This is a genomic window from Acidovorax sp. PRC11 (assembly GCF_031844105.1).
Taxonomy (GTDB): Bacteria; Pseudomonadota; Gammaproteobacteria; order Burkholderiales; family Burkholderiaceae_C; genus Paracidovorax.
Window position 1 is genome coordinate 150831 of record NZ_JAUZUQ010000009.1, and the last position, 25775, is coordinate 176605.

At 67.9% G+C, this 25775-nt stretch carries 24 protein-coding genes; 21 read left to right on the plus strand and 3 right to left on the minus strand.

Annotation, left to right across the window (positions count from 1 at the left end; all coding sequences use genetic code 11):
- Window positions 1-88 precede the first annotated feature (88 nt).
- Window positions 89-724 (minus strand): GntR family transcriptional regulator, encoded by a 636-nt coding sequence (locus Q9R47_RS12705; protein ID WP_311233558.1) that lies wholly within the window; start codon window positions 722-724, stop codon window positions 89-91.
- Window positions 725-863: 139 nt separating this feature from the next.
- On the opposite strand from Q9R47_RS12705, the gene scpA reads away from it, so the two are divergent.
- From scpA to bioB, 9 genes are all read left to right on the plus strand, one after another.
- Window positions 864-3032, plus strand: a complete 2169-nt coding sequence (gene scpA / locus Q9R47_RS12710; protein WP_311233559.1) for a methylmalonyl-CoA mutase — start codon at window positions 864-866, stop codon at window positions 3030-3032.
- Between the two features lie 58 nt (window positions 3033-3090).
- Window positions 3091-4107: a methylmalonyl Co-A mutase-associated GTPase MeaB gene (gene meaB, locus Q9R47_RS12715; protein ID WP_311233560.1), complete on the plus strand. Its 1017-nt coding sequence runs from the start codon at window positions 3091-3093 to the stop codon at window positions 4105-4107.
- 79 nt (window positions 4108-4186) lie between these two features.
- Window positions 4187-5719 (plus strand): acyl-CoA carboxylase subunit beta, encoded by a 1533-nt coding sequence (locus Q9R47_RS12720; RefSeq protein ID WP_311233561.1) that lies wholly within the window; start codon window positions 4187-4189, stop codon window positions 5717-5719.
- A 55-nt stretch (window positions 5720-5774) separates the two neighbouring features.
- Window positions 5775-6314, plus strand: a complete 540-nt coding sequence (locus tag Q9R47_RS12725; protein ID WP_311233562.1) for an NYN domain-containing protein — start codon at window positions 5775-5777, stop codon at window positions 6312-6314.
- A 55-nt stretch (window positions 6315-6369) separates the two neighbouring features.
- Window positions 6370-8418, plus strand: a complete 2049-nt coding sequence (locus Q9R47_RS12730) for an acetyl/propionyl/methylcrotonyl-CoA carboxylase subunit alpha (protein ID WP_311233563.1) — start codon at window positions 6370-6372, stop codon at window positions 8416-8418.
- Between the two features lie 104 nt (window positions 8419-8522).
- Window positions 8523-9233 carry a YdcF family protein gene (locus tag Q9R47_RS12735; protein ID WP_404977139.1) on the plus strand — a complete coding sequence of 237 codons (711 nt, stop codon included), beginning with the start codon at window positions 8523-8525 and terminating at the stop codon, window positions 9231-9233.
- Between the two features lie 56 nt (window positions 9234-9289).
- Window positions 9290-9760 carry a VOC family protein gene (locus Q9R47_RS12740; protein WP_311233565.1) on the plus strand — a complete coding sequence of 157 codons (471 nt, stop codon included), beginning with the start codon at window positions 9290-9292 and terminating at the stop codon, window positions 9758-9760.
- A 17-nt stretch (window positions 9761-9777) separates the two neighbouring features.
- Window positions 9778-10422 (plus strand): aspartate/glutamate racemase family protein, encoded by a 645-nt coding sequence (locus Q9R47_RS12745; protein WP_311233566.1) that lies wholly within the window; start codon window positions 9778-9780, stop codon window positions 10420-10422.
- Between the two features lie 299 nt (window positions 10423-10721).
- Window positions 10722-11801, plus strand: a complete 1080-nt coding sequence (gene bioB, locus Q9R47_RS12750) for a biotin synthase BioB (RefSeq protein WP_311233567.1) — start codon at window positions 10722-10724, stop codon at window positions 11799-11801.
- Between the two features lie 18 nt (window positions 11802-11819).
- Here the strand turns inward: bioB and ligD are convergent, their stop codons facing one another.
- Together ligD and Q9R47_RS12760 are read right to left on the minus strand one after the other, a co-directional pair.
- Window positions 11820-14588 (minus strand): DNA ligase D, encoded by a 2769-nt coding sequence (ligD, locus tag Q9R47_RS12755; protein ID WP_311233568.1) that lies wholly within the window; start codon window positions 14586-14588, stop codon window positions 11820-11822.
- Between the two features lie 195 nt (window positions 14589-14783).
- Window positions 14784-15362, minus strand: coding sequence for a hypothetical protein (locus Q9R47_RS12760; RefSeq protein WP_311233569.1), 579 nt, complete (start codon window positions 15360-15362; stop codon window positions 14784-14786).
- Window positions 15363-15722: 360 nt separating this feature from the next.
- On the opposite strand from Q9R47_RS12760, the gene Q9R47_RS12765 reads away from it, so the two are divergent.
- The 12 genes from Q9R47_RS12765 to fliE all read left to right on the plus strand — a co-directional run bounded on the left by Q9R47_RS12765 (window position 15723) and on the right by fliE (window position 25725).
- Entirely contained in the window at window positions 15723-15962 is a 240-nt protein-coding gene (locus Q9R47_RS12765) for a flagellar biosynthetic protein FliQ (RefSeq protein WP_311233570.1), read from the plus strand.
- Window positions 15896-16822, plus strand: coding sequence for a flagellar biosynthetic protein FliR (locus tag Q9R47_RS12770; protein WP_311233571.1), 927 nt, complete (start codon window positions 15896-15898; stop codon window positions 16820-16822). The genes Q9R47_RS12765 and Q9R47_RS12770 overlap by 67 nt, the downstream gene beginning before the upstream one ends.
- Window positions 16823-16828: 6 nt before the next feature.
- Window positions 16829-17920, plus strand: a complete 1092-nt coding sequence (locus tag Q9R47_RS12775; protein ID WP_311233572.1) for an EscU/YscU/HrcU family type III secretion system export apparatus switch protein — start codon at window positions 16829-16831, stop codon at window positions 17918-17920.
- Window positions 17917-20022, plus strand: coding sequence for a flagellar biosynthesis protein FlhA (gene flhA, locus Q9R47_RS12780; protein WP_311233573.1), 2106 nt, complete (start codon window positions 17917-17919; stop codon window positions 20020-20022). The genes Q9R47_RS12775 and flhA overlap by 4 nt, the downstream gene beginning before the upstream one ends.
- 42 nt (window positions 20023-20064) lie before the next feature.
- Window positions 20065-20841: a flagellar hook-basal body protein gene (locus Q9R47_RS12785; RefSeq protein ID WP_311233574.1), complete on the plus strand. Its 777-nt coding sequence runs from the start codon at window positions 20065-20067 to the stop codon at window positions 20839-20841.
- Between the two features lie 70 nt (window positions 20842-20911).
- Window positions 20912-21703 carry a flagellar basal-body rod protein FlgG gene (gene flgG, locus Q9R47_RS12790; protein WP_311233575.1) on the plus strand — a complete coding sequence of 264 codons (792 nt, stop codon included), beginning with the start codon at window positions 20912-20914 and terminating at the stop codon, window positions 21701-21703.
- A gap of 44 nt (window positions 21704-21747) precedes the next feature.
- Window positions 21748-22749 carry a flagellar basal body P-ring formation chaperone FlgA gene (flgA, locus tag Q9R47_RS12795; protein WP_311233576.1) on the plus strand — a complete coding sequence of 334 codons (1002 nt, stop codon included), beginning with the start codon at window positions 21748-21750 and terminating at the stop codon, window positions 22747-22749.
- A gap of 95 nt (window positions 22750-22844) precedes the next feature.
- Complete coding sequence (locus Q9R47_RS12800) at window positions 22845-23375, plus strand: flagellar basal body L-ring protein FlgH (protein WP_311233577.1); 531 nt, start codon at window positions 22845-22847, stop codon at window positions 23373-23375.
- Between the two features lies 1 nt (window position 23376).
- Window positions 23377-24516, plus strand: coding sequence for a flagellar basal body P-ring protein FlgI (locus Q9R47_RS12805; RefSeq protein WP_311233578.1), 1140 nt, complete (start codon window positions 23377-23379; stop codon window positions 24514-24516).
- Between the two features lie 20 nt (window positions 24517-24536).
- Window positions 24537-24929: a flagellar basal body protein gene (locus tag Q9R47_RS12810; RefSeq protein ID WP_311233579.1), complete on the plus strand. Its 393-nt coding sequence runs from the start codon at window positions 24537-24539 to the stop codon at window positions 24927-24929.
- A gap of 38 nt (window positions 24930-24967) precedes the next feature.
- Window positions 24968-25384 (plus strand): flagellar basal body rod protein FlgC, encoded by a 417-nt coding sequence (flgC, locus tag Q9R47_RS12815; RefSeq protein WP_311233580.1) that lies wholly within the window; start codon window positions 24968-24970, stop codon window positions 25382-25384.
- A gap of 77 nt (window positions 25385-25461) precedes the next feature.
- Entirely contained in the window at window positions 25462-25725 is a 264-nt protein-coding gene (gene fliE / locus Q9R47_RS12820; RefSeq protein WP_311233602.1) for a flagellar hook-basal body complex protein FliE, read from the plus strand.
- Window positions 25726-25775 lie beyond the last annotated feature (50 nt).

Consider the following 25775-nt stretch of genomic DNA (forward strand, 5'->3'; position numbering starts at 1 on the left):
CCGTGCGGTGAATACCCGAGGCCGGCGCTCCCGCTGCGGTCGGATCGCCCGTCCACGGGCTGCGCGGCCCGGGAAGGCGCGGCCGTGTTCAGGCCGCGGCCCGCAGGCCCCGGCTGAAATGGTCCTGCATCGCGCGGGCCGCGCCTTCGGCATCGCGGGCCGACAGCGCCGCGAGTATGTCCGCATGCTCGCGCAGCGATTCCTCGATCCGGCCCTGGCGCAGCAGCGAATTGTGGCGGTTGAGCTTCATCACCTTGCGCAGGTCCGCCACCATCTGGTTGCGCCAGCGGTTGTCCGCCAGTTCGAGCAGCCGCATGTGGAAGCGCTCGTTCACGCCGAAGAAGCGATCGCGGTCGGCCACCGAGGCCGCCAGCTCGGCATGCAGGGCCTCCAGTTCGCGCAGCTGGGCATCCGTGGCGCTTTCAGCCACCACGCGCGCGGCATCGCTTTCCAGCAGAGCCAACAGGTGATAGACGTCGTGCAGATCCTTGTCGGACACTTCGGTCACGTAGGCGCCGCGCCGCACCTTCATCGTGACCAGGCCTTCGGCGGCGAGCACCTTCAGCGCCTCGCGCAGCGGGGTACGGCTGATGCCGAACTCCTCCGCGATCTTCAGCTCGTCGATCCAGCTGCCGGGCTCCAGTGCGCGCCGGAAGATGCGCTGGCGCAATTGCTCCGCCACCTCTTCGTAGAGTGGGCGCGGGGTGAGCGGGGCAGTGGCCATGGCGCGGAATGGTACGTCATAAAAATGATGAATTAATAATTACGGAATCGGCTAGACTAGTCTTCGCTTCCCGCGCACGCCCGGAGACAAGGCGGCGCGCAATCTCCGATCGACAGCAAAACCCCGACGTGAGCCCTCCATGAGCAGCAGCCCGACGACCCCGCCCGAATTCCAGCCCGCCGATCTCGCCGCCTGGGCGAAGGCGGCGGCCAAGTCCGCACCGGGTGGCGATGTCTCCGCGCTGAACTGGGTCACGCCGGACGGCATCACCGTGAAGCCGCTCTACACCGCCGAGGACGTGGCGGGGCTGCCCCATGCCAACACCCTGCCGGGCTTCGAGCCCTACCTGCGCGGCCCGCAGGCCACCATGTACGCCGTGCGGCCCTGGACGATCCGGCAGTACGCGGGCTTCTCCACGGCGGAAGAATCGAACGCCTTCTACCGCAAGGCGCTGGCGGCGGGCGGGCAGGGCGTCTCCGTGGCGTTCGACCTCGCCACCCACCGCGGCTACGACAGCGACCATCCGCGCGTGACCGGCGACGTGGGCAAGGCCGGCGTGGCGATCGACAGCGTGGAGGACATGAAGATCCTCTTCGACGGCATTCCGCTCGACAAGGTGAGCGTCTCGATGACGATGAACGGCGCCGTGCTGCCCGTGCTGGCCGGCTACGTGGTCGCGGCGGAAGAGCAGGGTGTGCGGCAGGACCAGCTCTCCGGGACCATCCAGAACGACATCCTCAAGGAGTTCATGGTCCGCAACACGTACATCTACCCGCCCAAGCCCTCGATGCGCATCATCGGCGACATCATCGGCTACACGGCGCGGAACATGCCGAAGTTCAACTCCATCTCCATCAGCGGCTACCACATGCAGGAGGCCGGGGCCAACCAGGCGCTGGAGCTGGCCTTCACGCTGGCCGACGGCAAGGAGTACGTGAAGACGGCCATCGACTCGGGGCTGGACGTGGACGAGTTCGCCGGGCGGCTCTCGTTTTTCTGGGCGATCGGCATGAACTTCTACCTCGAAGTCGCCAAGATGCGCGCCGCGCGGCTGCTGTGGTGCCGCATCATGAAGGGCACGGGAGCGAAGAACCCCAAGAGCCTGATGCTGCGCACGCACTGCCAGACCTCCGGCTGGTCGCTCACCGAGCAGGACCCATACAACAACGTGGTGCGCACCACCATCGAGGCCATGGCGGCGGTGTTCGGCGGCACGCAGAGCCTGCACACCAACAGCTTCGACGAGGCCATCGCGCTGCCCACTGAGTTCTCGGCGCGCATCGCGCGCAACACGCAGCTCATCATCCAGGAAGAGACGCACATCACCAACGTGATCGATCCCTGGGCCGGCAGCTACATGATGGAAAAGCTCACCCAGGACATGGCTGATGCCGCCTGGAAGATCATCGAAGAGGTCGAGGCCATGGGCGGCATGACCGCCGCGGTGGACTCGGGCTGGGCCAAGCTCAAGATCGAGGCCGCCGCCGCGGAGAAGCAGGCGCGCATCGACTCCGGCAAGGACGTGATCGTGGGCGTGAACAAGTACCGCTTGGCCAAGGAAGACCCGGTCGACATCCTGCAGATCGACAACATGAAGGTGCGCGACGGCCAGATCGCGCGGCTCGAACGCATCCGCGCCACGCGCGACGCGGCGGCCGTGCAGCAGGCGCTGGACGCGCTCACCGCGGCAGCCGAATCGGGAACCGGCAACCTGCTCGATTTGTCCATCCAGGCGATCCGCCTGCGCGCCACCGTGGGCGAGGTGAGCGACGCGCTGGAGAAGGTGTTCGGCCGCCACCGCGCCGATACGCAGAAGGTGACGGGCGTGTACGCCGCCGCCTACGACTCGGCCGAGGGCTGGGAAAAGCTCAAGGGCGAGATCGACGCGTTCGCCGAGGCCGAAGGCCGCCGCCCGCGCGTGATGATCGCCAAGCTCGGGCAGGACGGCCACGACCGCGGCGCCAAGGTGGTGGCCACGGCGTTTGCCGACCTGGGGTACGACGTGGACATGGGCCCGCTCTTCCAGACGCCCGAGGAATGCGCGCGCCAGGCGATCGAGAACGACGTGCACGCGGTGGGCGTCTCCACCCTCGCGGCCGGCCACAAGACGCTCGTGCCGGCCATCATCCAGGCCCTCAAGGACCAGGGCGCCGACGACATCATCGTCTTCGTGGGCGGCGTGATTCCGCAGCAGGACTACGACTTCCTGTATGCATCGGGCGTGAAGGGCATCTACGGCCCGGGCACGCCGATCCCGGCGAGCGCGAAGGACGTGCTGGAGCAGATCAGGAAAGCCGTGGCCGCCTGAGGATGCGTGCGCCCGCGATGCCTTTCGTCCGCTCCGCCATTTCCGCAGAGGGCCGCGCATGAACGCGCACCCGCTCCACGCCGGCATCACCGGCGCGCCCGGCCCCGTGCAGCGCCGCGCCATGGCCAAGGCGATCACGCTGCTCGAATCCACCCGCGCCGACCACCGCGCGCAGGGCGACGAACTGCTCACCGCGCTGCTGCCGCACACGGGCAACGCCTTCCGGTTGGGCCTGAGCGGCGTGCCGGGCGTGGGCAAGTCCACCTTCATCGAGGCGCTGGGCCTCTACCTGATCGGCCAGGGCCACCGCGTGGCGGTGCTCACCATCGATCCGTCTTCCACGGTGTCGGGCGGCTCGATCCTGGGGGACAAGACGCGCATGGAGCAGCTCTCGGTGCACCCGCAGGCCTACATCCGCCCGAGCCCGTCCAGCGGCACGCTGGGCGGCGTGGCGGAAAAAACGCGCGAGGCGATGCTGGTCTGCGAGGCGGCCGGCTACGACGTGGTGATCGTGGAAACCGTGGGCGTGGGCCAGAGCGAGACCGCGGTGGCCGGCATGGCCGACATGTTCGTGCTCATGCAGCTGCCCAATGCCGGCGACGATCTGCAGGCCATCAAGAAGGGCGTGATGGAGATCGCCGACCTCGTGGTGATCAACAAGGCCGACATCGACCCGCATGCCGCCACGCGCGCCGAGGCGCAGATCACCTCCAGCCTGCGGCTCATCGGCCAGCACGGCAATCCCGAGCATGCGCGGCACGACGACACCCTGTGGCATCCGCGCGTGCTGCAGATCAGTGCGCTGGAAGGCCGGGGCGTGGATGCGTTCTGGGCCGCGGTGCGGGATTTCCGGCGCGTGCAGGGGGCTAACGGGCGCCTGGATGCGCGCCGCCGCCGGCAGGCCCAGTCCTGGATGTGGGAGCGCATCGATGCGGGCCTGAAGCAGGCGTTCCGCGCGCACCCGCAGGTGCAGGCGCTACTGCCCGCGCTGCGCGAGGACGTGCTCGGCGGGCGCGTCGCGGCCTCCACCGCCGCGCGGCAGCTGCTGCGGGCCGCCGGCATCACGGACCAGTGACCGGGCCCACACCCGACAACCGATCGAGCAAACAAACACACAAGCGAGCAAGCATTCGCGGACCGTTGGAAGGAAGACCATGCAAGACATCCTGGAACAGCTGGAGAAAAAACGCGAGCAGGCCCGCCAGGGCGGCGGCGCGAAGCGCATCGAGGCGCAGCACAAGAAGGGCAAGCTCACCGCGCGCGAGCGCATCGAGCTGCTGCTGGACGACGGCACCTTCGAAGAGTGGGACATGTTCGTCGAGCACCGCTGCACCGATTTCGGCATGCAGGACCAGAAGATTCCCGGCGACGGCGTGGTGACGGGCTACGGCATGATCAACGGCCGGCTGGTGTTCGTCTTCAGCCAGGACTTCACCGTGTTCGGCGGGGCGCTGTCGGAGGCGCATGCCGAGAAGATCTGCAAGGTCATGGACCAGGCCATGAAGGTCGGCGCGCCCGTGATCGGGCTCAACGATTCGGGCGGCGCGCGCATCCAGGAAGGCGTGGCGTCCCTCGGCGGCTACGCAGACGTGTTCCAGAAGAACGTGATGGCCTCGGGCGTGATCCCGCAGATCAGCATGGTGATGGGCCCCTGCGCGGGCGGCGCCGTGTATTCGCCCGCCATGACGGACTTCATCTTCATGGTGAAGGATTCGAGCTACATGTTCGTCACCGGCCCCGAGGTGGTGAAGACCGTGACGCACGAGGAAGTGACCGCCGAGGAACTGGGCGGCGCCGTCACGCACACCACCAAGAGCGGCGTGGCGGACATGGCGTTCGAGAACGACGTCGAGGCGCTGATGATGCTGCGGCGCCTCTACAACTACCTGCCGCTCAACAACCGCGAGAAGGCGCCGGTGCGCAAGAGCACCGATCCGGCGGACCGCAAGGACCTGAGCCTGGACACGCTGGTGCCCGAGAACCCCAACAAGCCCTACGACATGAAGGAGCTGATCGCCAAGACGGTGGACGACGGCGATTTCTTCGAGCTGCAGCCCGACTACGCGCGCAACATCGTGGTCGGCTTCGCGCGCATGGACGGCAACGTGGTGGGCATCGTGGCCAACCAGCCGCTGGTGCTGGCCGGCTGCCTGGACATCAAGTCGAGCATCAAGGCCGCGCGCTTCGTGCGCTTCTGCGATGCGTTCAACATCCCCGTCGTCACCTTCGTGGACGTGCCCGGCTTCATGCCCGGCACCAGCCAGGAGTACGGCGGCATCATCAAGCACGGCGCCAAGCTGCTGTATGCGTATGCCGAGGCCACGGTGCCGAAGATCACGGTCATCACGCGCAAGGCCTACGGCGGCGCCTACGACGTGATGGCTTCCAAGCACCTGCGCGGCGACGTCAACCTGGCCTGGCCCAACGCCGAGATCGCGGTGATGGGGGCCAAGGGCGCCGTCGAGATCATCTTCCGCGAGGACAAGAACGACCCCGAGAAGCTCGCCGCGCGCGAGGCCGAATACAAGGCGCGCTTCGCCAACCCCTTCGTGGCCAGCAGCCGCGGCTTCGTCGACGACGTGATCCTGCCGCACGAAACGCGCAAGCGCATCTGCCGCAGCCTCGTGATGCTGCAGAACAAGAAGATCGAGAACCCGTGGCGCAAGCACGGGAACATTCCGCTGTGAGCCGCCGCGCCGCGACGCCATGCAGGGCCCCTCGGAAGAACCCCTCGAAAACACGATGAAGACCGTCTGGATCGTCGATGGCGCCTACCTCTTCAACTACGGCAAGAGCAGGCCCTTCGATTACCTCAAGCTGAAGAACGAGATCACCCGGCTGAACGGCGGGCCGATCCGCGAGAGCTACTACCTGAACTCCGTGAGCGACCCCGCCACGGACGCGCAGAACGCGTTCCATTCGTGGATCAAGACCGCGCCGCCCCACGGGCCGAAGTTCCGCGTGCAGCTCTACAAGCTCAAGAAGATGCACATGAACTGCACGGCCTGCGGCCATTCTTTCGACCGGTGGGTGCAGAAGGGCGTGGACGTGGGCATCGCCACGCTCATCATCAAGCTGGCGGCGCAGAACGTCTACGACCGGCTGATCCTCTCCGCGGGCGACGGGGATTTCGAGGACGCGATCTCGTACGTGAAGTCCGAACTGCACAAGGAAGTGTGGGTGTCGGGCTCCGCGACCAGCCTGTCGCCCGATCTGCAGTCGTATTCGGACAACGTGCTCTGGATGGAGGACATGAGTCCGGCCATCGACCGCACCTCCTGACCGCCTGCCCGGCCCCTCATCCACGCCCGCGCCCAACCCCCTTATCCGAGGCACCATGTTCACCAAAATCCTCATCGCCAACCGCGGCGAAATCGCCTGCCGCGTGATCGCCACCGCCCGCCGCATGGGCATCGCCACCGTGGCCGTGTATTCCGATGCCGACAAGGAAGCCCGCCACGTGAAGCTGGCCGACGAGGCCGTGCGCATCGGCGCGGCGCCCTCGCGCGAGTCGTACCTGCTGGCCGACCGGATCATCGCGGCCGCGAAACAGACCGGCGCGCAGGCGATCCACCCCGGCTACGGCTTCCTCTCGGAGAACGAAGCGTTCGCCCAGCGCTGCGAGCAGGAGGGCATCGCCTTCATCGGCCCGAAGGCGCATTCGATCGCGGCCATGGGCGACAAGATCGCCTCCAAGAAGCTCGCGAACGAGGCGAAGGTCAACACCATCCCGGGCTGGAACGATGCCATCGAGTCGGCCGAACGGGCGGTGGAGATCGCGCGCGACATCGGCTACCCGGTGATGATCAAGGCCTCGGCCGGCGGCGGCGGCAAGGGGCTGCGCGTGGCCTACAACGACAAGGAGGCGCTGGAGGGCTTCACCGCCTGCCAGAACGAGGCGCGCAATTCCTTCGGCGACGACCGCATCTTCATCGAGAAGTTCGTGCAGCAGCCGCGGCACATCGAGATCCAGGTGCTCGGCGACAGCCAGGGCAACGTGATCTACCTGAACGAGCGCGAATGCTCCATCCAGCGCCGCCACCAGAAGGTGATCGAGGAGGCGCCATCGCCCTTCATCAGCGACGCGACCCGCAAGGCCATGGGCGAGCAGGCCGTGGCGCTCGCCAAAGCGGTGAAGTACCAGAGTGCCGGCACGGTGGAGTTCGTGGTGGGCAAGGACCAGGATTTCTACTTCCTGGAGATGAACACGCGCCTGCAGGTGGAGCATCCGGTGACGGAGTGCATCACCGGCCTGGACCTGGTGGAGCTGATGATCCGCGTGGCCGCCGGCGAGGCGCTACCCATCACGCAGGCCGACGTGCGCCGCGACGGCTGGGCGATCGAGTGCCGCATCAACGCGGAAGACCCGTTCCGCAACTTCCTGCCTTCCACGGGCCGGCTGGTGCGCTTCCAGCCGCCGGAAGAGAGCATGTTCCAGGCCGACACCGAGAAAAAGCTCGGCGTGCGCGTGGACACGGGCGTGTACGAGGGCGGCGAGATCCCGATGTACTACGACTCGATGATCGCCAAGCTGATCGTGCACGGCACCGACCGCGAGGACGCGATCCACAAGATGCGCGCGGCGCTCAACGGCTTCGTGATCCGCGGCATCAGCAGCAACATCCCGTTCCAGGCAGCGCTGCTCGCGCACCCGGATTTCGTATCCGGTGCGTTCAACACCGGCTTCATCGCCGAGCACTATGCGCAGGGCTTCCATTCCGAAGACGTGCCGCACGAAGATCCGCTCTTCCTCGTGGCGCTCGCCGCCTACATGCACCGCCGCTACCGCGCGCGGGCCAGCGGCATCAGCGGCCAGCTGGCGGGCCATGAGGTGAAAGTGGGCGAGCAGTTCGTCGTGGTGGCGCTGCATGCCGAAGGCCGGCACGCGCACCATGCCGTGTCAGTCACCGACTTCCAGGATGCCTCGGGCTCCAGCCTGGTGCACGTGGAAGGGCGCGACTACCAGATCAGCAGCGCCGCCACGCTCGGCCAGATCCGCGTGCAGGGCCAGTGCAACGGCATCGGCTTCACCGCCCAGGTGGAGCGGGGCGCAGGCAAGAACCCGCTGGCGCTGCGCATCGCCCACAACGGCACGCAGATCGAGGCGCTGGTGCTCTCGCCGCTGGGCGCCCGCCTGCACCGGCTGATGCCTTTCAAGGCACCGCCCGACATGAGCAAGTTCCTGCTCTCGCCGATGCCGGGCCTGCTGGTCGACGTGGCCGTGCAGGAAGGCCAGAAGGTGCAGGCCGGCGAGAAGCTCGCGGTGATCGAGGCGATGAAGATGGAGAACATCCTCTTCGCGGCGCAGGACGGCGTGGTCGGCAAGATCGCGGCCACCCGCGGCGCCTCGCTGGCGGTGGACGACGTCATCCTCGAATTCCAGTGAAGCCCGTCGCGCTCGCCTCCGCCGCCGGCGCGGGGCGCTCGCGCGGGGTGCGCACCGTGCTGACGGTGGCGGGCCTGCTGCTGCTGGGGGATGGCCTCTTGCTCATGGCGCAGCGCCACCTGAACCTCGGCGTGGTGCTGCCTGCCATGCTGGGGGCGGCATTCCTGTTCCTGGCGGTGCGGTGGCGGCAGGTGGCCGGCTGGCGGCGGGAGCGGACAGGCCGCGAGCGCCTGTGGCGCCTGGGATGGGTGCTGCTCGCGCTGTGGCTGGCCTCGGTGTTCTGGTTCTGGGGCCACCTGCGCGGCCTGGGGCTTGCGCCGGCCGAGGTGCCGCCCGTGCGGGCGATCGTGGTGCTGGGCAGCGGCACGCTGGACGGGCAACCGCGGCCGGCGCTGGCGGCGCGGCTGGACACGGCCGCGGAACTGGCGCGCCTGCAGCCGTCCGCTTGGATCGCCGTGTGCGGCGGCGTCGATCTGGGCGAGACCGAGAGCGAGGCGGCCATCATGGCCCGCTACCTGCGGGAGCGCCACGGCATCGCGCCGGACCGGCTGGTGCTGGAAGCGCAGAGCACCAGCACCGAGTTGAACCTCGCGCTCAGCCGGCCGCTGCTGCAGGCGCGCGGCGTGCCGGCGGACGCTCCCACGGCCGTGGTGACCAGCGATTTCCACCTGCTGCGCGCGGTGCATATTGCCCGGCGGCAGGGCCTGGCCGCCGTGGTGCCCGTCGGCGCGCCGACGCCGATCACCACGCGCTACAACGCCTGGCTGCGCGAGTATTTCGCGCTGGCCAGCAGCTGGGCGCTGCGCGAGCTGTGACGCAGGCGCACGGGCCGCATCCATTTCAACCCATTTCTTTTCAGGAGCCTTTCACCATGACCCCCGAACAGCGTCCCTTCAAAGTCCTCGGCATCCAGCAAGTGGCCATCGGCGGCACCGACAAGGCGCGCATGAAGCGGCTGTGGGTGGACATGCTGGGCCTCGCCCAGACGGGCACCTTCCGCAGCGAGCGCGAGAACGTCGACGAGGACATCCTCGCGATGGGGCAGGGCGCCCATGCGGTGGAGGTGGACATCATGCAACCACTCGACATCGAGAAGAAGCCCGCCGTGCACGCCACGCCGCTCAACCACATCGGCCTGTGGATCGACGATCTGCCGCGCGCCGTGGAATGGCTCACGGCGAAGGGCGTGCGCTTCGCGCCGGGCGGCATCCGCAAGGGCGCGGCTGGCCACGACATCACCTTCCTGCATCCCAAGAGCAACGACGAGTTCCCGATCGCGGGCGAGGGCGTGCTGATCGAGCTGGTGCAGGCGCCGGCGGACGTCATCGCGGCACTGGGCTGACAAGGTCCGTGATTGACATGACCCGCATCGCCCTGATCCACGCCCTGGCCCATTCGGTCGCTCCCATCAACGACGCGTTCGCGCGCGACTGGCCGGAGGCCACGCGCATGAACCTGCTGGACGACAGCCTCTCGGCCGATCTCGCGGCCGGCGGCGGCGTGCTGGACGGCGCCATGCACGCGCGCTTCGCACGGCTGGCGCGCTATGCCGTGGGCACAGGCGCGCACGGCATCCTGTTCACCTGCTCGGCCTTCGGGCCGTGCATCGAAGCGGTGGCGGCGGAGCATGCGGCGCTGCCGGTGCTCAAGCCCAACGAGGCGATGATCGACGAGGCCGCTGGCAGCGAGGGGCCGCTGGGCCTAATCGCCACCTTCGAGCCCACTCTGCGCTCCATGCCGGCGGAATTCCCTGCGGGCGTGGCGCTGGAGACCGCATTGGCGGAAGGCGCGCTCGCGGCGCTCGACGCCGGGGATGGCGAAACGCACGACGCCCTCATCGCCCGGCAGGCTGCCAAGCTCGCGGCGCGCGGGTGCACCCGCATCGCCCTTGCGCAGTTCAGCATGGCGCGTGCGCGGGATGCGTGCGCCCAGGCCTCAGGCCTGTCCGTGCTGACGACGGTGGACAGTGCCGTGCGCAAACTGCGCGGCCTGCTGGCTGCCTGATGCCGCAGTGGTGGGCACAACTGCGTCCAACTCCAGGCGCGCAGCGGATCAGAACCAGGTGGTTTACTGGCAGATGCGCGCCTGATCGCGCGCGATGCCATCCAGGCACCCCGTGGTTTTTTCAACGTGCTGTCAACGGTGGATTTTTGCGCGCATCCTCGTCCATCGTTGCGCGATATTTGCGCGGAGTTGCAACGCCTCATGGCAAACCCGGTATTTTGCGCCGGAGGCTTGGCAAGCCGCGGTGTTCTCTTCCAGAATCCGGCCGAGCCGCTCTGCGGTGACCACACGCCAAGACGATGACAACCTCCGACTCCTTGCTCACCGAAGCCCCCGCCGCCCCCGTCCAACTGCACCGGCCCGCGCGCACCCCGGCGCCCGCTGCCGGCGCCTGGAGCGTGGACGCGGTGCAGGAACTGCTCGATCTGCCCTTCATGGAGCTGCTGTGGCGCGCACAGACCGTGCACCGCCAGCACTGGCCCGCGGGCGACGTCGAACTCGCCACGCTGCTGTCGGTGAAGACCGGCGGTTGCCCCGAGAACTGCGGCTACTGCCCGCAATCCGCCGAATTCGACACGGGCGTGAAGGCGCAGAAACTGATGAGCGTGGAGGAAGTGACCACCGCCGCCCGCGCCGCGCGCGATGCCGGCGCCACGCGTTTCTGCATGGGCGCCGCCTGGCGTGCGCCGAAGGACCGCGACATCGAGAAGGTGGGCGAGCTGATCGCTGCCGTGAAGGGGCTGGGCATGCAGACCTGCGCCACGCTGGGCATGCTGGAGCCGCACCAGGCGCAGGCGCTGAAAGGCGCGGGCCTCGACTACTACAACCACAACCTGGATACCGCGCCCGAGTACTACACCGACGTGGTGAGCACGCGCGCCTACCAGGACCGGCTGGACACGCTGCGCCACGTCCGCCAGGCCGGCATCAGCGTGTGCTGCGGCGGCATCGTCGGCATGGGCGAGGCGCCGGTGCACCGCGCGGGCCTCATCGCCCAGCTCGCCAACCTCGATCCGTACCCCGAGTCGGTGCCGATCAACAGCCTCGTGCGCGTGCCCGGCACGCCGCTGGCCGACAGCGAGCCGGTGGACCCGTTCGATTTCGTGCGCGTCATCGCGGTCGCCCGCATCACCATGCCGAAGGCGCGCGTGCGGCTCTCGGCGGGGCGGCAGCAGATGGGCGAGGCCGTGCAGGCGCTGTGCTTCCTGGCAGGCGCCAATTCGATCTTCTACGGCGACAAGCTGCTGGTCACCGGCAACCCGGACGTCGAGGCCGACGTGCAGTTGCTCGCCAAGCTCGGCATGAACGGCCGCCGCGTGGCGTCCACCGAGGCGCACGACCTGCACGCGGGCTCGGCGGGCGGGGCGGGCTGCGCCTGACCGGCGCACCGCCCCGGTTCATTCCTTCGGCGGCGCGTACTCCAGCCGCCGCATGCCCTGGGTGATCGACACGGCCGCGGCGGCATAGCCCTCCCATGGGGCGTTGCCGGTGCGCAGGCGATCTCCCACCGTGGCGACCGTCCACTGCGTGCTGCCCTCCAGCGTCTCCAGCTCCTTCCAGGCCAGCGGCACCGAGATGCCCAGGCCCGGGCGCGCGCGGGCCGACCAGGCGCTCACCGTGGTGGCGCCGAAGCCGTTGCGCAGGTAGTCCACGAAGATCTTGCCCACGCGGTTGCGCGGGCCGCTCTTCGCGACGAACAGTTGGGGAATCGTGCGCGACATGTGCTGCACCACGGCCTGCGAGAATCCCTTCACCGTGTCCCAGCCGTGCAGTCGCTTGATGGGCACCACCACATGCAGGCCCTTGCCGCCGCTGGTCTTCAGGAACGACGGCAGGCCCAATTCCGTGAGCATGACGCGCATCAGCGCCGTGCCTTCCAGTATCTTCTCCCACGGCACGCCTTCACCCGGGTCGAGGTCGAACGTCATCCGGTCGGGCCGGTCGATGCGGTCGCTGCGCGCGTTCCAGGTGTGGAACTCGATCGCGTTCATCTGCGCGGAGCCGGGCAGCCCCTCGGCCGAGGCCACCTCCATCAGCGCGGCATGGTCCGGGTAGAGGGACGGATCGAGTTCGCGGATGCCCTCCACCGTGCCGAACTCCTGGTGGCGCTGGAAGAAAAGTTCATGCCCCACGCCCTCCGGCGCGCGCACGACCGACACGGGCCGCTGCCGCAGATGCTCCATCATGAGCGGCGCGACCAGCGCGTAATAGCGCACGAGGTCTACCTTGGTGAGCCCGCTCTGTGCGTCGATCACGCGTTCCGGGTTGGTCACGCGCAGGCGTGGCGACGTGCCTGCGGTTTTGCCGCCTGCGGAAGTGCGGGAGGTGCGTGGTGCCATGGTCTCCTTCGCTGCCGCCTCGGCGGGGAGGGCATCGGCATCCGCAGGCGTTTCCCGCACGATCTCCTCGGCGGGCTTGTCTTCCCGCAGCCCGCGGAACACCGCCTGCCGCACATGGCGCCCTTGGGTCCATCCGGCGAAGGCCACTTCGGCCAGCAGCCGCGGCGCCACCCAGTGCGCCTTGCGGCCCACCTGCGTGCCTTCCGCGAACGGGCTGCGCTGGCTGGCCAGCGCCTTGAGCTGCGCGTGCAGCGTCGCGAGGGTGCGCTCGCTGAACCCCGAGCCCACGTTGCCCACGTAGTGCAACTGCCCGTCGTCGCCGTGCACGCCCAGCAGCAATGAGCCGATCCCCTTGCGCGCGCCCTGCGGATCGGTATAGCCGCCGATCACGAACTCCTGCCGCTGGCCGCACTTGAGCTTGATCCATTCGGCCGATCGGCCGGACACATAGCGTGCGTTCGATCGCTTGCCGATCACGCCCTCGAAACCCAGCTGGCAGGCCGACGCGACGAGCTGGTCGGGCTCGGCGTCGAAATCCTCGCTGAAGCGCACCGTGTCTCCGCCACTTTCCGCGACGATGGCACGCAGCGCCCTGCGGCGTTCGTGCAACGGCAGGTCGCGCAGGTCATGCCCATTGAAGAAAGGCAGGTCGAACACGTAGAAGACGAGCCCGCCCGTGTCGCCGTCTTCCTCCGCCACCGCGCCCGGGTGCAGGCGGGCGCGCACGCTGCGGCTGCTTTCGAAAGCGTTCTGCAGCGCCTGGAACTCGGGGATGCCGTGCCGGTCGAGCACGACGATCTCGCCGTCGATCCAGCCGGACTCGATCGGCAGCGCCGCCACCGCGCGGGCCAGGCGCGGCATGCGGTGCGTCCAGTCGTTGCCGTTGCGCGTGATGAGCTGCACCGCGCCGCCATCCCGGCGGGCGAGGATGCGGTAGCCGTCGAACTTCAGCTCGAACCTCCATTCCTCCAGGTCCGGGGGCGGGCCGTCCACCAGCGTGGCGAGTTGCGGGGAGAGGGTTTCCGGCAGTGCCTTGTCTGCCTCGGCTCCGGATTTGCGCGACCGTTTCGCCGCGCCGCGTGCAGAGGCCGGTGTGGACGCAGTGGCTGGCTCTTGGGAACTCCGGGCCCGGCGGCCTGTCGACGCCGCATGTGAACGCTGAGGCGCCGGAGTGGAAGAGGGCGAAGGGGAAGAGGGCGAAGGGGAAGGCGCGGCCTCCTCTGCCGGGGGCGGCAGGTCCGGCAATGTACCCACGCTGTCCGGTGCCTCCTCGACCACGCTGTACTCCACGGCCGCGCGCTCCAGGCCGTCGCGCTCTTTGATCAGCAGCCAGGGCGGCTGCTTCTCGTTGCCCCGGCCGTGCATGCGCACCAGCGTCCAGCGGCCCTGCAGCTTGTGGCCGTGCAGTTCGAACTTCATCTTGCCGGTGCGCCAGGCCTCGGCCGGGTCGCCGAGCGGCACCCACCAGCCCTTGTCCCAGATGATGACCCGGCCCGCGCCGTACTGCTTCGCCGGGATCTGTCCCTCGAAGCGGTTGTAGGCGATGGGGTGGTCCTCCACCTGCACGGCCATGCGCTTGTCCGCCGGATCGAAGCTCGGGCCCTTGGGCACGGCCCAGCTCTTCATCGTGCCGTCCAGCTCCAGCCGGAAGTCGTAATGCAGCCGGCTCGCCCAGTGCTTCTGCACCACGAAGCGCAGGGCGCCCGCGGGCGGCGCATCGCCTGCGCCGGCACCGGGTTCAGGGGTGCTGCGGAAATCGCGCTTGCGGGCGTACTCGGCCAGCGCGGCGGGAGAGGTCGTGGTGGCGGGGGGGGAGCGTCGGGCCATGGTGGGCGGGTTCCAGGGGACGGGCAAGGCAGGGGGCGGACCCGCTGCCTCAGTTCCGGGCTACTGCATCGGCCCGGTCGGCATGCCATCGACGGTAAGGCGGCGCGCGGCGGCCAACCTGTAGGACGGGCGCGGCGGCCCACGACGGTCAGTGCAGGCATCCCCGCACCAGTTGCAACGAAACACCCGGCCTTCTCAACCCCCCGCGTTGCTGGCGCCGACCTCGGGCGGCGCATCGGCATCGCCCGCGGTCGCCACCGGGCCGGGCGGTGCGGAGGCGACGACGTGGTGATCGCTCTGCAGCATCGGCACGAAGCCGAGCTGGCCCTTCATGCGCCGGAACGGCGTCGAGAATTTCTCCAGCGTGATGGCCGTCACCTTGTCGAAGAACGCGCTGTTGGAGCCTGTCGTGGAATACGTCGATTCCTTCTGGTTCCAGCGCACGCGCCAGTGGGTGCGTGATTTCTGGACGCCCACGCGGACGTGCTCGTCAAGGCAGTGCGCATCCGCCCGGAAGAACAGCGTGAGGCCGAAATAGAAGAAGCCGTCATCGCCCACCTGCAGCCGGGGCCACAGGGACGAGCGCTCGTCGGCAATGCGCTCCAGCCGCTCGTCCAGCGCATGGAACTCGACATCGCCCGACCGCGCGCCGAGGTGGTCGATGAACTCCACGCGCAGCCGCTGTGCGAAGACGATGCACTCGTCCTTGTACTGCTCGAAATCCTTGCACCAGGCGATCGCCTTTGCCTGCAGGTCTTGGAAGTGGGGGGTCATGGCGGGGTCCTTTGAACGGCGGAACCGGGAACATGCAGCGCTCGCCCCCAGCAAGCGCTGCAGGTCCGAACTGTGGAGCCCTGCATGCTCCGCGCGAGGTTGAGCCGGACCTCATCGTCTACACACCAGGTGGAATGGCCTGTCAGTCCAGGCTCATGTCGGGTTGTAGGAGTCGAACTACGCAATCGCCGTCAAGTGGGGCGTTTTATTTAGGCGAATCGCGTAAACAGCCGTGTAAGAAATAGTCTGCTTTCGTATAATTTTTCAAATAATTTGTAACTTTCCAGGGGTATTTCGCGTGTCGGAAGGTGGAAGGGTTGGGGGGAGCCGTTGATGACGGGTGATCTAGCGTTACGAATGATGGCCGACCTGTTCTGGACCGGCCTGCTCATCTGCATGCCCATACTGGGGCTGACCCTGTTTGTGGGCTTGGTGATCGGCATCCTGCAGGTCGTGACGCAGGTTCAGGAAATGTCGCTGACCTTCGTGCCCAAGCTCGTGGTCGCGGGCGGGGTGATGATCTTCTTCGGCCCGTGGATGCTCAAAAAGCTGGGCCAGTTCGCGACACAGCTCTGGTCGGGCATTCCTGGAATGTTCTGAGCGATCACGGCATGGCCATTCCTTCTTTCCCGGCACTGCAGGTGCTCGGTAATCCCGGTGCGCTGGGCCTGTGGACGCCGGTCGTGCTGCCGTCGCTCCGCATCGCGGTCGTCCTGGCGATGACGCCAGTGCTCTACGCCATGCCCGTGCCCAACCGCGTGCGTCTGGTGGTGGTCATGGCATTGTCCGCGGTGCTGGGCCTGGCGCTGGCGCCGTCGGCACCGCCGCAGCCCGCCGGCGCAGGCATGCTGCTGCAGATGGCGTTCGTGGAACTGGCCCTGGGCGCCACGATGGCACTCGGCGTCCTGTTGGCCTTCGCTGCGTTTTCGCTGGCGGGCAATCTGCTCGATGTCCAGATCGGTTTCGGCCTGGCGCAGGTGTTCGACCCGGTCGGCAATCGCACGTCACCGCTGCTGGTGTCGGCTTTCAATTACATCGCCGTGATCGGATTCATGGCGGCGGACGGGCATCACCTGCTGCTGCGTGCACTCGCCTACAGCTTCGAAGTGTTCCCTCCGGGCATGGCGTGGCAGGTGCAGGACGCTGCAGCACCCGTGTTCAAGCAGGCGAGCGGGTTGTTCCTGCTGGGCTTTGCGTTGGCCGCGCCGGTGGTGTTCTGCATCCTGCTGGTGGAGTTCGCGCTCGGCCTGATCTCGCGCAACCTGCCGCAGATCAACATGTTGGTGCTCGGCATCCCAGTGAAAATCATGGTCGGTCTGGCCGTGCTGGCGCTGTGGTTCGCGGGCATGGGTAGCACGATGCATCGCATCTATGGCGGTATCTACGGCACGTGGGAGGCCATCTTCCTGCAGGCCGAACGCGGGCCAACTGCGCTGCCGCCGATGACGGGCGCGCGGTAAAACACCATGTCAGAGCAGGATCTCGACCGGAACGAAACGGCCACCCCCTACAAGCTGCAGAAGGCACGCGAGAAGGGGCAGGCATCGAAAAGCGCGGACGTCGTTTCCGCCGTCGTGCTGGTGGTGGCCGTGGCCTACCTGAGCGGCCAGGGCGTGGACATGGCACTGGATCAGTTCCGGCTTGACCGCATGGTCCTGCTGCATGGCGCTGCCGTCGATACGCATGGCGCGGAGCTGTGGCCTTTGGTATGCAGGCTGCTGCAGGACACGCTGCTGTGGCTGGCACCGTTCTTCGTGGCGCTGGTGCTCGCGGCCGTGCTGGGGAACGTACTGCAGACCGGGCCGATCTTCTCCTTCGATCCCGTGACCGCGGATTTCAGCAGGCTGAACCCTGCCAACGGCTTCAAGCGCATCCTGTCGATGCGGTCCCTGTTCGACACCGCCCGGGCCTGCGCCAAGCTGGTCCTGCTTTCCGGTATGGCCTATTACGCACTGCAAGATCTTTCGACGCAGTTCTATGCGCTTGCCAGCCAGTCGCCGCGCAGCTATTTGCACCTGCTGGTCGCTGACCTGGGGTCCCTGGGCTTCCGAATGGCGCTGCTGCTGTCGATCATCGCCGCGCTGGACTGGATGTTCACCCGGCGCGAATTCGCCAAGAAGATGCGCATGAGCCAGCGCGAGGTCAAGGACGAGCACAAGCAGCGCGAGGGCGACCCGCGCGTGCGGGCCCGCATGCGCGACCTGCGCCGGGAGGCCCGCAAGCGCAGCCAGTCGCTGCGCCAGACGCGCAGCGCGGACGTCGTCCTCACCAATCCCACCCACCTGGCGGTCGCGTTGCGGTACGTGCATGGCGAGATGGATTCACCGCAGGTGGTGGCGAAAGGCGCGGGGCACCTTGCGGCGGCCATGCGCCAGATCGCCGCACGCCATCACATTCCCGTAGTGCGCAGCCCGGCTCTGGCACGCCGGCTGTTCAAGGAACTGGACGTCGAGCATTACGTGCCGCCGCGGCTGTTCGCAGACGTCGCCCGCATCATCGTCTGGGTGTTCGCCATGCGTGAACGCCGCGCCGGCATCTCCGGCGGGGGGGCGGCATGAAGGCCCTGGAGCGCTTCTTCGGGCGGCACAGCGACATCGCCATGGTGTTGCTGGTGCTGGGCGTGCTGGTGGTGCTGTTCGCGCCGATCCCCAGCCCGCTGCTGGACTTCCTCATCCTCACGAACTTCAGCTTCGCATTCCTGATCCTGCTGCTGACCTTCTACATGGCCCGCCCGGTGGAGTTCTCCACCTTCCCGTCGCTGCTGCTCATCGCCACGCTGTTCCGCCTTTCCCTGAACGTGGCGGCCACACGCCTGATCCTGTCGGATGGCGACGCAGGCCGCGTGATCGGCGCCATCGGAGCCTACGTGGTGGGAGGCAACTATGTGATCGGCCTCATCGTTTTCCTGATTCTCATCGTCGTGCAGTACGTGGTCGTGACGAACGGGGCGCAGCGGATCTCCGAGGTGGCCGCGCGCTTCACGCTCGACAGCATGCCCGGGCAGCAGATGAGCATCGATGCCGACCTGAACATGGGCTTCATCGACCAGGCCGAAGCGCAGCGCCGCCGCAAGAACATCGAGAAGGAGGCGGGCTTCTACGGCGCGATGGATGGGGCCAGCAAGTTCGTGAAGGGGGATGCCATCGCCGGCATCGTGATCCTGCTGATCAACATCGTGGGCGGGCTGGTGATCGGCGTCATGCAGCACAAGATGCCCTGGGACCAGGCGCTGCGCACCTATTCCCTGCTGACGATCGGCGACGGCATCGTGACGCAGGTACCGGCGCTGATCATCGCGGTGGGTACCGGGATCATCGTGACGCGCTCGGCTTCGGACGGCAACCTGAGCCAGGAAGTGCTCCGGCAGATCACCTCGTTCCCCAAAACCCTGCTCCTCGTGGGCGCTGCGCTCACCGGCCTGTTGTTCCTGCCGGGTATTCCGGCGGTGCCCACGCTCATGCTGATCACGGCGGTCGCGGCCATCGCCTGGGTGGTCTACCGCAGTGCGCGCGCGCAGGAGGCTGCCGGCGTGGCCCCGTCCAACGGCGATGGAGCCGCGGACGCCGACGGCCCGGCGGATGGCTCCAGATCCGATGACGACCCCTATGCCTCGCTGCAGGTGGAGCCGATCGAGGTGCACGTGGGCAGCCAGTGGGCGGGCATGGTGAACCAGCCCGGCAGCGTCCTCATGGAGCGCATCGTCGCTTTCCGCAAGCAGCATGCGCAGGATCTGGGCCTGGTGCTGCCGCGCGTGCGCTTCAAGGACGCCGTGCGACTCGGGGCCGACCGCTACGAAATCCACCTGGACGGAGTGGTCTGCGGGCGGGGCGAAGTGCGCACCGACAAGGTGCTCGCCATCCACCCTGCCGGCAAGATGGACGGTGTGCCGGGCGAAGCCACGCGCGACCCCACCTACGGACTGCCGGCGCTCTGGATCGACGAGCAGCAGCGTGCGGCGGCGGTGGCCGGCAAGTACACGTTGGTGGATGCGCCGACGGTATTCATGACGCACCTGACGGAAGTGCTGCGGCGGGAGTCGGCCACGCTGCTCACGCGCGCCGAGGCGGACCGGCTGCTGCAGCGCGTGCGCCAGCAGCAGCCCAGCCTGGTGGAAGAGCTGATTCCCACGGTGCTGTCGGTGAGCGACGTCCAGAAGGTGCTGCAGAACCTGCTGCGCGAGAAGGTGTCGATACGGCACATCGACGCGATCCTCGAAACCCTGGCGGACGCCGGGCGACAGTCGAAGGACGCGGTGCATCTCACGGAGGTCGTCCGCCTGCGTCTGGGCCATGCGATTTGCCAGGGGCTCGCGGGCGAAGGGAGCGCGCTCCACGTGATCACGCTCGATCCCTCCATCGAAAGCCAGTTGCTGCAGAGCATCCAGGCGGCACAGGCCGGAGCGGGTGCCGGAGAGGGCGCTGCACCTGCCGCTTCGTTCGTCCTGGAGCCCCGGCTGGCCGAGCAGATCATGGTGAAGCTCATGCAGCAGACCGAACGGATGATGAAGAGCAACCTGCTCCCCGTGCTGCTGTGCGCGCCCGAGCTGCGGCGCCATGTGCGTGCGCTGTCGGAACGGATGATGCCCCACCTGCGGGTGCTCTCGATGGCGGAGGTGCCGCACGCCATCGAACTCAAGTCGTATGCCGTGGTGAGTCTCTGACCAGCTCCAGTCTTCCATTCATTTCACGTTGTTCCCTGAACCATGCAAGAAGTACTCGCCCTCGCATTGCAGTCGATGCAGAACGACATGCAGCGGCTCGACCGCATCGGCACGAATTTGGCCAATGCCCTGACGCCGGGCTACCAGCGTGAGGTCGCCGCAGCGCGCCCGGTGGCGTCGTTCGCATCGCTGGTGGACGCGGGGCCGCGCGCTGTGGCCGATGGTGGCGGGCCGTTCCGAGCCCCGCTCACCAGCCTGCTGGTCCAGACGGACACGCGCCCCGGCAGCCTGCGTTCCACCGGCCAGGCATTCGACGTGGCCATCGCCGGCCCGGGATTCTTCGAGGTGGCGACACCCCAAGGGCCCGCCTACACGCGCCAGGGCGATTTCCGCCTGGACGGCCAGGGCCGGCTCGTGACCGCGCTGGGTCACCCCGTCATGGGCAGGGGCGGCGAGATCTATCCCGGCACCGCGCAGCCGCGCATCGATGCCGCAGGCAGCTTCCTGCCCGCGGAGGGGGCTTCCGGGCCGGGCGCGGTCGTTCCGCTGGCCCAGCTCAGGATCGTCCAGCCGGATGGCGCTGCACGCATGGCACATGCGGGCGACGGCCTCCTGCGCGCCGAAGGGACGGTGTCGCAGGTGCCGGATGCCGAAGTGCAGGTGCGCCAGGGCTATCTGGAGAACTCCAATGTCAGCTCCATGCAGGAGATGGTGCACCTGGTGCAGACGATGCGGCACTTCGAATCGATGCAGAAGGTGGCGCTCGGCTATGACGAAATGACCGGGCAGGCGATCCGCAAGCTCGGGGAACTGTCCTGATCTTCTTCCGTGCGCCGGCACCAGTGCCGTCATGCACCGCCCTTGAATTTTTCGAAGGAACCCTTCTCCCATGTTCGATGCTTTGTACATCGGCGCCACCGGAATGCAGGCGCAGCAGCTCAACGTCGAGACGATCGCCAACAACCTTGCGAACGTGAACACCGCCGGGTACAAGCGGGCACGCGTGAGCTTCTCCGATCTCGTGGCCCGTGATCCTGCCCGCTCTGCTGCGATGGGCGACCCGGGCGCAGGCCTGCTGCAACCTACGCTGCGCCTGGGGACCGGCGTCGGGATCGCCGGTGTGTCGAAACTCTTCGACATGGGCGACATCAAGAAAACCGACGCACCTCTCGACATCACCGTGCAGGGCGATGGATTCTTCGAGCTGCTGATGCCGGACGGATCGTCCGCATACACCCGGGGAGGCACCTGGAAGGTCAACCGCGACGGTCAGCTGGCCACGCTTTCGGGCCTGCCGCTGAAGCCGGCCATCCAGGTCCCGGACGATGTCCAGTCGCTCGTCGTGCAGCCGGACGGCCGCGTCCAGGCACGCGTGGCGAACCAGCCGAACGCGCTCGACCTGGGACGCATCGAACTCGTGCGGTTCGCGAGCCCGCAGGGCCTGTTGGCGCAGGGCGACAACGTGTATCGCAGCAGCAGCGCATCCGGGGAGGCGCAACCGGTGCGTGCCGGCGAAGAGGGCGCGGGCCGCATCGCGCAAGGGTATCTCGAAGGCTCCAACGTGAAGATGGTCGACGAGATGGTGAACCTGATGGTGGCACAGCGCACTTACGAGGCCAACGCCAAGATCGTGCAGGCCGCGGACGAGATTCTCGGCCTCGTGAACGGGTTGCGCCGGTGAGCCGCTTCCATACGGGTCGCGCGCTGCTCGCGGGGTGCTGCGCCATGGCGTGGGCCGGGCATGCCTGGGCGTTGCCGCTCGTCGGACAGGACGGCGGCATCGCGCAGCCCGTGTTGCGCGTGGCGCTTCGTCCCGAGGTGCAGGTGGACCGGGCTGACGTCCGCCTGGGCGACATTGCTCTGCTCAGCAGCCCCGATATCGACACACTCCGCCGGGCGATGGCCGTTCCCCTGGGGCAGGCACCGCGGTTGGGAGAGCCGGTGGCGCTGGAAGGCGCCCGCCTGCGGGGCTGGCTGCGCAGCCGCATGGGCTTGCGAGACGAGCAGATCCAGTGGGAGGGCGTGGAGTCGACTTCCGTGCGCGCGGCCATGCGGGAGATCGCCGGTGAAACCGTGGCCGCGCAGGCGCGCGAAGCCCTCAAGTCCCACCTGGAGGCCATCGCGCGGCAGAAGGGGCTCGTGCAGCCGCGCATTGAACTGCAGGCGGTGGGTGTGCCCCCGATGCTGCAGGTCCCTGCAGCAGGCATCCAGTTGCGCATACGCCCGCTGGAGGCACTGGTTCCCGGCCCGCGCATGTTGGTCTGGGTGGATGTGTTCGCGGGAGAGCGCCACGTGCGTGCCATTCCGGTGCGCTTCGAGATGTCGCTGTTCGCAATGGCCGCCGTCGCGCGCGAAGAACTGGCTGCCGGCAGCGAGGTGCCAGAGGAGAACGTCGCCTGGCGCGAGGTGGACCTGGCCCGCCTCCCGGCCGCAGCGGTGCCCGCGGCCTGGGGCACGCAGATGGATGCGGGTGCGCCCCTGCACGTCCGCAAGAGGATGGCCGCCGGTGAAGTCCTGACTGCCGACCGCGTCGGCCCCGCGCTCGCGGTTGCACGCGGCCAGTGGGTCCGGGTGACGGCCACGAGCGGCGGGCTGTCGCTCGAAAGCCGGGCCCAGTCACTGCAGGACGGACAGATCGGCCAGACCGTGCGCGTCCGGCCGCAGAACGCGGCGGAGGCGCTGATGGCGAAGATCATCGCGCCGGGTCAACTGGAGCTGCAGCCATGACGAGGAAGGCGACGATGCAGGCATGTGACCGACTCCGGCACGCGCCGGTGCGCGCCGCGGCCTTCGCGGTCTGCTTCTGCGCGGCGTGGGGGGCCTTGGGCACTTCGCACGCGGAAAGCCTCTACCAGGAGCAGACCTACCGGCCTCTCACGGCGGACAACCGGGCATTCCGCGTGGGCGACGTCCTGACGGTGCAGGTGTTCGAGAACTCGAGTGCCACCACCAGCGCCGACACCGGTACCCGCCGGAGCAACGGCCTGTCGGCGGAGTTGTCGCACCGCAGCGGCACCGTCGGACAGACGGGTATCGGCGTCAGTGGCTCGTTCGATGGCGGCGGGCGTACGCAGCGCACCAACCGCGTGTTGGCGACGCTGACCGTGTCCGTGCAGGAAGTGCTGTCCAACGGCGACCTGCGCGTGGCAGGCGAGCAGCTGCTCACCGTGAACCAGGAGCCGCAGAAAGTGACGCTCGAAGGCCGGGTGCGCCCGTTCGACATTTCGGATGGCAACGTGGTGCTTTCGACGCGTCTCGCCGATGCACGGATCAGCTACGTGGGCGAAGGCGACATCGCCGAACGCAACCGCCGCCCCTGGTGGCGCAACCTGCTCGACATGATGGGGCTCTGACATGCAACGACGGATCAAGGCATGGGCGGGCGCTGCGCTGCGCGGCTGGCTGCTGGCGGCAATGGCCTGTACGGGCACGCTGGCGAGCGCGGAGGCCGTGCGGGTGAAAGACCTGGGCAAGCTGCAGGGCTGGCGCGAGAACGCGCTGGTGGGCACGGGCATCGTCACCGGGCTCGCGGGGACCGGGGACTCTCCTTCCAACCGCGGAACGCGGCAGGCGTTGTCCAACGCCATGTCGCAATTCAATCTCAACATCGGCCCGGACCAGATCCAGAGCCGCAACGTCGCCGTGGTGATGGTGAGCGCCACGCTGTCGCCGTTCTCCCGCGAGGGGGACACCCTCGACGTGACGGTCAATTCGGTCGGCGATGCGCGCAGCCTGGTAGGCGGGAGCCTGGTGCTCACCGGCCTCAAGGCGGCCAATGGCCGGATCTACGCACTGGCCCAGGGGCCGTTGTCGGTCGGAGGCTACCGCTATGACGCGAACGGCAACGTGGTCCAGAAGAACCATCCCACCGTGGGTTCGGTCCCGGGCGGAGCGACCGTGGAAGTCGGCGTGTCCGCGCAAATGGTTTCCGAGAACCACCAGATGACGTTCGTACTGAACGAGCCCGACTACACGACGGCCAACCGTGTCGCGGAGGCCATCAACCGGCGCTACGGCGCAGGCCTGGCCCAGGCGCGTGACGCCTCGGGCATCGAACTGCTCGTGCCGGAAGCGCAGCGCAGGCAGCTCGTTGCCTTCGTCGCCGGGCTGGAGTCCATCACGGTGGAGCCGGATCGCCGTGCCAAGGTGGTGGTGAACGAGCGTACCGGCACCGTGGTGTCGGGCGGCGACGTGCGTATCTCCAAGGTGGCGATTTCGCACGGCGATCTCAAGCTCTCGGTGCGCAACGAGACCGCGGCGTCGCAGCCGTACTTCATCGGCGAGGCAGGCGATGGCGTGCGCACGGCGCTGGTCACCAACACGCGCGTCGACGTCGAAGAACGCAATGGCCCTGGCTTCGTGACCGGCAGCACCACCGTGGCCGACCTCGTGCAGACGCTCGCGCGGCTGAAGACGCCTACGCGCGACATCATCTCCATTCTGCGGGCGGTGAAGGCGGCGGGCGCGCTGCACGCGGAACTCCTCATCCAGTAACGCAAGGAAAGACCACTCCCATGACCGAAGGCATCGAAGCGATCACCCAGGCCAGCCTTTCCCTGGCGCTGGATGCGGCGTCGCTGCGGCACCAGGCCATCGCCCGCAACATCGCGAACGCCGGAACGGACGGCTACACGCCCGTCGACGTGGGCTTTTCCGCGCAGATGGATTCCGCACGGGCGCAACTGGCACAGGGTCGCTCTCTGGACGCGCGGCAGGTGGCCTCGATGGCGGAGGAGGGCGTGCGAATGCAACCTGTCGTCGGGACCGACGGTCTTCCCGTGCGGGTGCAGCTGGACTCGGAAGTCGCGCGCATGGCGCAGAACGCCGTCCATTACCAGGCCCTGCTCAAGGGGCTTTCGCGCCACATGGCGATCCTGTCCACCGCCGTCTCCGACGGCAAACGCTGACTTCCATCCGCCCCATCCCATCTTCGAGGCATTCGTCCATGGACTACTCCCAAGCCTTCGCCATCAGCGCCAGCGGCATGACGCTCGAGCGCACGCGCGTCGAGGTCGCATCGCTCAACCTCGCCAATGCCAATACCGTCGCCGGCCCCGATGGCAAGACCTACCAGCCGCTGCGGGTGGTGGCGCGCCCGTCGTTCGGCGACACGGTGGCCCAGGGCCTGGCCGCCGTTCCCGCCGCGGCGGTCGAGCCAGTGCTGCAAGGGCCGCGCATGGTCTATGAACCCGGCCACCCGATGGCAGACACGCGCGGCTTCGTCGCCTACGCCGGCGTGGATGCCGCCACCGAGATGGTGACCATGATGGGTGCGATGCGCGCCTACGAAGCCAACGTGGCGGCCATGAACACGTCCCGCAACATGGCCCTGAAGGCGCTCGAGATCGGAGGCAACGCGTGAGCCCGGACGCCCTGGCCGCCATAGCGGCATCCACGTTGCCTGCCATTGCGGAGCCCCGGCCGCCGGCCATCACCGGGATGGGCGCCGGCTCTGTTGGAGCGCAGGCAGGCGCAGCTCCGGGCACCGGGTTTTCCGACATGGTTGCGCAGGGCCTCGAGCGCGTGAACGGCCAACTGCTCACCAGCCAGACGGACCTGCAGCGCCTGGCCGTGGGCGATGTACAGAACCTGCACCAGGTGATGATCCGCCTGGAGGAAAGCCGGCTTTCCTTCCAACTCATGATGCAGGTGCGTGGGCGCCTGCTCGAGGCCTACCAGGACGTGATGAGGATGCAGCTGTGAACCTTTGGATTGCCGCTGAGCATGTAGAGCAACGTATCGGGAACACTGCA

Coding starts and splice junctions, on each gene's coding strand:
- Q9R47_RS12705 (WP_311233558.1), bottom strand. CDS start 724: ATGGCCACTGCCCCGCTCACCCCGCGCCCACTCTACGAAGAGGTGGCG.
- scpA (WP_311233559.1), top strand. CDS start 864: ATGAGCAGCAGCCCGACGACCCCGCCCGAATTCCAGCCCGCCGATCTC.
- meaB (WP_311233560.1), top strand. CDS start 3,091: ATGAACGCGCACCCGCTCCACGCCGGCATCACCGGCGCGCCCGGCCCC.
- Q9R47_RS12720 (WP_311233561.1), top strand. CDS start 4,187: ATGCAAGACATCCTGGAACAGCTGGAGAAAAAACGCGAGCAGGCCCGC.
- Q9R47_RS12725 (WP_311233562.1), top strand. CDS start 5,775: ATGAAGACCGTCTGGATCGTCGATGGCGCCTACCTCTTCAACTACGGC.
- Q9R47_RS12730 (WP_311233563.1), top strand. CDS start 6,370: ATGTTCACCAAAATCCTCATCGCCAACCGCGGCGAAATCGCCTGCCGC.
- Q9R47_RS12735 (WP_404977139.1), top strand. CDS start 8,523: ATGGCGCAGCGCCACCTGAACCTCGGCGTGGTGCTGCCTGCCATGCTG.
- Q9R47_RS12740 (WP_311233565.1), top strand. CDS start 9,290: ATGACCCCCGAACAGCGTCCCTTCAAAGTCCTCGGCATCCAGCAAGTG.
- Q9R47_RS12745 (WP_311233566.1), top strand. CDS start 9,778: ATGACCCGCATCGCCCTGATCCACGCCCTGGCCCATTCGGTCGCTCCC.
- bioB (WP_311233567.1), top strand. CDS start 10,722: ATGACAACCTCCGACTCCTTGCTCACCGAAGCCCCCGCCGCCCCCGTC.
- ligD (WP_311233568.1), bottom strand. CDS start 14,588: ATGGCCCGACGCTCCCCCCCCGCCACCACGACCTCTCCCGCCGCGCTG.
- Q9R47_RS12760 (WP_311233569.1), bottom strand. CDS start 15,362: ATGACCCCCCACTTCCAAGACCTGCAGGCAAAGGCGATCGCCTGGTGC.
- Q9R47_RS12765 (WP_311233570.1), top strand. CDS start 15,723: ATGGCCGACCTGTTCTGGACCGGCCTGCTCATCTGCATGCCCATACTG.
- Q9R47_RS12775 (WP_311233572.1), top strand. CDS start 16,829: ATGTCAGAGCAGGATCTCGACCGGAACGAAACGGCCACCCCCTACAAG.
- flhA (WP_311233573.1), top strand. CDS start 17,917: ATGAAGGCCCTGGAGCGCTTCTTCGGGCGGCACAGCGACATCGCCATG.
- Q9R47_RS12785 (WP_311233574.1), top strand. CDS start 20,065: ATGCAAGAAGTACTCGCCCTCGCATTGCAGTCGATGCAGAACGACATG.
- flgG (WP_311233575.1), top strand. CDS start 20,912: ATGTTCGATGCTTTGTACATCGGCGCCACCGGAATGCAGGCGCAGCAG.
- flgA (WP_311233576.1), top strand. CDS start 21,748: ATGGCGTGGGCCGGGCATGCCTGGGCGTTGCCGCTCGTCGGACAGGAC.
- Q9R47_RS12805 (WP_311233578.1), top strand. CDS start 23,377: ATGCAACGACGGATCAAGGCATGGGCGGGCGCTGCGCTGCGCGGCTGG.
- Q9R47_RS12810 (WP_311233579.1), top strand. CDS start 24,537: ATGACCGAAGGCATCGAAGCGATCACCCAGGCCAGCCTTTCCCTGGCG.
- flgC (WP_311233580.1), top strand. CDS start 24,968: ATGGACTACTCCCAAGCCTTCGCCATCAGCGCCAGCGGCATGACGCTC.
- fliE (WP_311233602.1), top strand. CDS start 25,462: ATGGGCGCCGGCTCTGTTGGAGCGCAGGCAGGCGCAGCTCCGGGCACC.